We start from the raw sequence: 5078 nt of genomic DNA on the forward strand, positions 1-5078 counted from the left end.
CACCGAAACCACTACCAATCCTTTCCTGACAGATGTATATGCGGGCGCCTACGTGACCATATCACGCGCCAACGCCGTGCTGGATCAGATAGATGCCGCCGCCATTCCGGATTCTTCCAAAAAACAATTCAAGGGAGAAGCCCGGTTCCTCAGGGCATTTGTATACTTTGACCTGGTGCGTTTGTACGGAAAAGTACCGCTGGTCATTAAAACAGAAACGACTTCCGAAGCACAGCATGATATCAGAAATGAAGTGGCAGATGTGTACGCGCAGATAGAGAAAGACCTGCAATCCGCCGCCACCTTGCTTCCTCCCGCATATCCCAACGCGAATGACTATGGCAGGGCTACCGCAGGAACGGCCAACGGCCTGTTAGGTAAAGTTTATGTGACGGAGAAGAAATGGGCCGCCGCTGCGACTGTGCTTAAAAACGTTACCGGCTATACGTTGTTAACGGATTACGCCAATCTGTATAATCCGGCCAACGCGATCAACCCCGAAGTGCTGTTCACCGTAAGGTTTAAGAAAGGATTAAGTCCATCCGAAGGCAACACTTACTTCACTGACATGGTGCCGTTTTCTTTTTACTATAACGGTGTCGCCTATGGGGGATCGAATAATAACCGGCCCACAAATGATATCGTATCTGCTTACGAAAAAGATGATAAACGGCTGATCGCTTCGCTGGACACGGTGTCCTATAAAAATGCCACCACTACACAGAAAGGGAATTATATAAAGAAGTACCTGGACGTACCCGGTGCCACCGGTGATGGCGGCAGTAGTTTTCCGGTGTTACGCTATGCAGATATTTTGTTACTTCAGGCCGAAGCAGCCAATGAGCAAGCCTATAGCGCTGCTACCGGCGCCGGTACTGCTTTTGATTACCTGAACCAGGTAAGGTTACGAGCCGGCCTGAAAGTGAAGACGGTGGCAGAACTGCCTGATCAGGCTAGTTTTCGTGATGCCATTTTTGCGGAGAGAAGGGTAGAACTGGCCTTTGAAAATAATCGCTGGTTTGACCTGATCCGCTATTCCAAAGGACTAGCCATTATGCAGGCGCATTTGCAGAAAGAATATAACCTGGCCACCCCGGTGCTGACACCGTCCAGGCTACTGTTTCCTATTCCGCAAAGCGAAATAGATATTCACAACGATCCGGCCAACTTTCCTCAGAATCCATGATGACAGCCGGATTGAATTAAAGCGTATAGTATGAATCGTTTTATTTTTATGTTGCTGGGAGCACTATCCGTGCTCCCGGCCTGGGGGCAGCATGCCAGTGACTCTGTATGGGTAAAGAAAAATTACTATAAGCAGGAACGGCAAATACGTATGCGGGATGGGGTACGCTTGTTTACGGCTATCTATATACCGAAAGACAGTAGTGAAAAACATCCCATACTCATTACGCGTACGCCTTATTCAGCGGCCCCTTACGGGGAACAACAGCTGACTCCCAATCTCTGGAATAGCTACTGGAACAATTATGCGCAGGAGCACTATATCATTGTGGTGCAGGATGTGCGCGGCCGCTGGATGAGCGAAGGACAGTTTCAGGATGTACGCCCTTTTAATCCGCATAAGCAGGGTAACGAGATCGATGAAGCCAGCGATACCTATGATACCATCGACTGGCTGTTGAAAAATACGCCGGGCAACAATGGCAACGTGGGCGCTTTCGGTATTTCCTATCCGGGGTTTTATACTACCATGGCTGCCCTGAGCGGTCACCCCGCACTGAAGGCGGTTAGCCCGCAGGCGCCTGTTACTGATTGGTTTCGGGGAGATGACTTTCATCACAACGGCGCCTTTTTCCTGATGGATTGTTTTGGATTTTATACCAAAGGTTTTGGGTATCCCCATCCGAAACCTATATCTGTAGCGCCGGTACAGGCATTGAAATTGCCCTGCACCGACAATTACAACACCTTTCTGAAAATAGGCACCATCAAAAACTTTACAAAACTGACGGGCGATAGCCTGGCTTTCTGGAAAGAAATTATTTCGCATCCGCATTATGATGATTGGTGGAAGGCCCGTGATCCCCGTAATTATGTGAGCAATATAAAGCCCGCCGTGCTGGTCGTAGGTGGTTTGTTTGATGCGGAAGATTGCTATGGTGCCTGGAATTTATACAAGGCCGTAGAACAGCATAATCCCGGTACACATTTTAACAGGTTGGTAATGGGCCCCTGGTACCATGGGCAATGGGCGGCTGCAGATGGTACGCACCTGGGCAATGTTCAGTTTGGTGATAACACCGCTGCCTGGTATCAACAGCATATAGAAATACCCTTTTTCAATTATCATCTCAAAGGCAAAGGCGATTTGTCGGCCATCGCGGAAGCCAATGTGTTTTTCAGCGGGGAAAACAAATGGCATCAGTATGATAAATGGCCGCCGGTAGCCCAGGAAAAGGAGATTTTTTTACAGGAAAACGGGCAGCTGGCCTGGCATAAAAGTGAGACCGGCTTTTGTGAATATGTAAGTGATCCGGCGCATCCGGTGCCATACACACAGGATGTACATTATATCCGTACCCGTGATTATATGACCGATGACCAGCGCTTTGCTTCGCGGCGGGCAGATGTGCTGACTTATGAAACAGATACGCTGACAGAAGATTTAACCATAGGCGGCACCGTTATGGCCGATCTGCGTGTAAGCATTACCGGTAGTGATGCTGATTTTGTGGTAAAAGTGATAGATGTATTTCCAGATGATTTCCGCTATCCTAATACGCCGCCGCCCAATAAAACCCGTGATGCGGGCGGTCCTTATCCGTTGGGAGGCTATCAGATGCTGGTGCGGGGCGATATTTTCCGCGGACGTTTCAGGCATAGCTTTGAGGAGCCGCAGGCTTTTGAACCGGGTAAAATAGAACAGGTGAAATTTTCTTTACCGGACGTAGCGCATACTTTTCAGAAAGGTCACCGGCTCATGATCCAGGTACAGAGTACCTGGTTTCCTTTGGCAGACAGGAATCCGCAGCAGTTTGTGAATATATACGAAGCCACGGAAAAGGACTTTGTAAAAGAAACGATCCGTATTTATCATGATAAGGATCACCCTTCCGGTATTATCCTGCCGGTGTTAAAAAGCGGAATGTAAACATTGATTATTATGAATAATCATCCGCGACAATAGCTTTTTGCTTTACGCTTTATCCTTTATGCTAAATAATCAGGGCCGTTTAAACTGAATTTCCAGTTTCATTTGCCGGTGCTTATTATTATATACTTCTTCATCTTCCCGGAAAATGATGAGCTGTTGCGGTGTGAGCACCCGTATCCGGAAGGTAATGGCATCGCCATTGGGCTCCTGCAGGGTGAGTTCTTTGGCTTCCCGGTCGAGTATATACGATTGGTATCGTTGACCGCCGTCTATGATGTTGCCATTGTCCTTAAAAATCATCAGGTCGGACGGCGTGAAGTTGGTGTCTATTTTCTCGAATGATTTTTCCTGGTTCTCGATGGCGCTCATAATAGATTTCACCGGTTGCCATTTACCGGTGATTTTACCATTGGTTTGACTCGCCGGGATGTTGGTGCAGCCAAACTGCAGCAAACAGGTCAGGAAAAGCATATACAAGCTATTCATATTTCGTATCTTTAGATGGAACAAATCGTCTTTAGGTCGTGCTGTTGATTCAGAATGTATCCCCACTTCGTAGCCCAAATGTACTACAATCAACGGGAGCAATCATAAAGCGTTGGCATCAATTTTAACCTTTTCCGCATATTATTTTACCCGCAAAAAAAAATTGTGTTATGGCAGATAATATTGCAGCGCCGTTTATACCTGCACAATACACAGGAGAGGCTACTACTACGTCGGAGACGAAGGAACTGGTGCATGAAACGGCAGCGGTCACTTTTTTTAAGAAGGCAGTGGCAAGGCTGTCCGACGTGAATAAATGGGCCGGTATGAGTGGCAGTTTGTCGTCGGAGTTTCAGCTAACCGATCTGGCGGGTAAAGTGGCCGAGGGACCAGCGGAAACGGGGATGTATATACGAATTGATATTCCGGGGCCAGGTACCAATGCAGGGAAAGGATTCGACTGGGTGAAAATTGAGCAGAAAGAGCATGTGGTGCTCAACGAGCACCAGGAGGTGTTTTTCATCCGGGCAAGACCCACAGAACATCCCATACAGAAAAGCGCCGGCATTGCGCATTTCCTGCGCAAGGAGGCCAGTAGTTCTTTTGTACTGGTAAGAAACGGAAGCACCATTACCGCCACTGTATACGGGCGTAATGAAGTCCCCAATACCCAAACTACAGATATAGGCGATAAGATCAGGAATGCCGTAGTCGGCTCCACAGGGGCCATTGGAATCTCTAAGCTGCAGTGGAAAGCCCTGGTGAAAGGACTGCTGGAATAAGCATAAAGGATAAAGCGTAAAGCAAAAAGCTATTGTTGCGAATGATCGCCCGCGACAATAGCTTTTTGCTTTACGCTTTTTGCCTTATGCTCCACTACAATTGTTGTTCTCTTTCCAGAAAGCTCAATGTCTTCATTTGTAACTCTACTTCTTCGATGGCTTTCATCAGGTTATTTTTAGTATCTGTTAGCGCGGTGAGCGCAAGCACCATTCTTTTCCATACTGGTTGCATGTCTGTGACGAGGGCTTTCCCTTTTTCCGTTAGCTGTATCAGTCTTTTCCGTTCGTCTGCTTTATCGCGTTTCGAGCGGATCAGCTTTTGTTTCTCCAGTTCTTTCAGGAGGCTGATAGTAGAAGGGTGGGAGTATCCTATTTCTACCGCAATTTCTACCACAGATAGTACCGGTTTAAGGTGAAGCGTATAAATAACGGGAAACCATTTGGGCTCAAACTCAATGCCATTGGCTTTATAGATCAGTTGCCCATCTTTGCGCAACTGATCACTGAGTCTTTGTAACCGCGTAGAAATCGCCAGTATACCCGATTCATCAATCACATTTGTCATATCCATTAATCGTTAAGATGTAGGTGATAGAATACGTTATCTGCATTCATCACTGGAAAGTACGATGGTAAATCCGTCTTTTTTATCTGTTTAAAATTATTACGTTCATAAAAACGGATGGCTGCTG

At 47.0% G+C, this 5078-nt stretch carries 5 protein-coding genes; 3 read left to right on the forward strand and 2 right to left on the reverse strand.

Annotated elements, in window-relative coordinates:
• Together VIP81_RS18795 and VIP81_RS18800 are read left to right on the forward strand one after the other, a co-directional pair.
• The coding region (locus VIP81_RS18795; RefSeq protein ID WP_331964469.1) for a RagB/SusD family nutrient uptake outer membrane protein at positions 1-1186 on the forward strand (1186 nt) is incomplete at its 5' end.
• A gap of 30 nt (positions 1187-1216) precedes the next feature.
• Positions 1217-3115, forward strand: a complete 1899-nt coding sequence (locus VIP81_RS18800; protein ID WP_331964472.1) for a CocE/NonD family hydrolase — start codon at positions 1217-1219, stop codon at positions 3113-3115.
• 72 nt (positions 3116-3187) lie between these two features.
• Here the strand turns inward: VIP81_RS18800 and VIP81_RS18805 are convergent, their stop codons facing one another.
• Entirely contained in the window at positions 3188-3604 is a 417-nt protein-coding gene (locus VIP81_RS18805) for a hypothetical protein (RefSeq protein WP_331964475.1), read from the reverse strand.
• Positions 3605-3774: 170 nt separating this feature from the next.
• Here VIP81_RS18805 and VIP81_RS18810 point away from each other — a divergent pair, with 170 nt between their 5' ends.
• Positions 3775-4386: a hypothetical protein gene (locus tag VIP81_RS18810; protein WP_331964478.1), complete on the forward strand. Its 612-nt coding sequence runs from the start codon at positions 3775-3777 to the stop codon at positions 4384-4386.
• Positions 4387-4480: 94 nt separating this feature from the next.
• Here VIP81_RS18810 and VIP81_RS18815 read toward each other — a convergent pair whose 3' ends face one another.
• Positions 4481-4951 (reverse strand): MarR family winged helix-turn-helix transcriptional regulator, encoded by a 471-nt coding sequence (locus VIP81_RS18815; protein WP_331964482.1) that lies wholly within the window; start codon positions 4949-4951, stop codon positions 4481-4483.
• Positions 4952-5078 lie beyond the last annotated feature (127 nt).

The organism is Chitinophaga sp. (assembly GCF_036566945.1).
Taxonomy (GTDB): domain Bacteria; phylum Bacteroidota; class Bacteroidia; order Chitinophagales; family Chitinophagaceae; genus Chitinophaga.

Excerpts from the sequence above, each read along its gene's own strand:
- VIP81_RS18800 (WP_331964472.1), top strand. The coding sequence starts at position 1,217 with ATGAATCGTTTTATTTTTATGTTGCTGGGAGCACTATCCGTGCTCCCG.
- VIP81_RS18805 (WP_331964475.1), bottom strand. The coding sequence starts at position 3,604 with ATGAATAGCTTGTATATGCTTTTCCTGACCTGTTTGCTGCAGTTTGGC.
- VIP81_RS18810 (WP_331964478.1), top strand. The coding sequence starts at position 3,775 with ATGGCAGATAATATTGCAGCGCCGTTTATACCTGCACAATACACAGGA.
- VIP81_RS18815 (WP_331964482.1), bottom strand. The coding sequence starts at position 4,951 with ATGACAAATGTGATTGATGAATCGGGTATACTGGCGATTTCTACGCGG.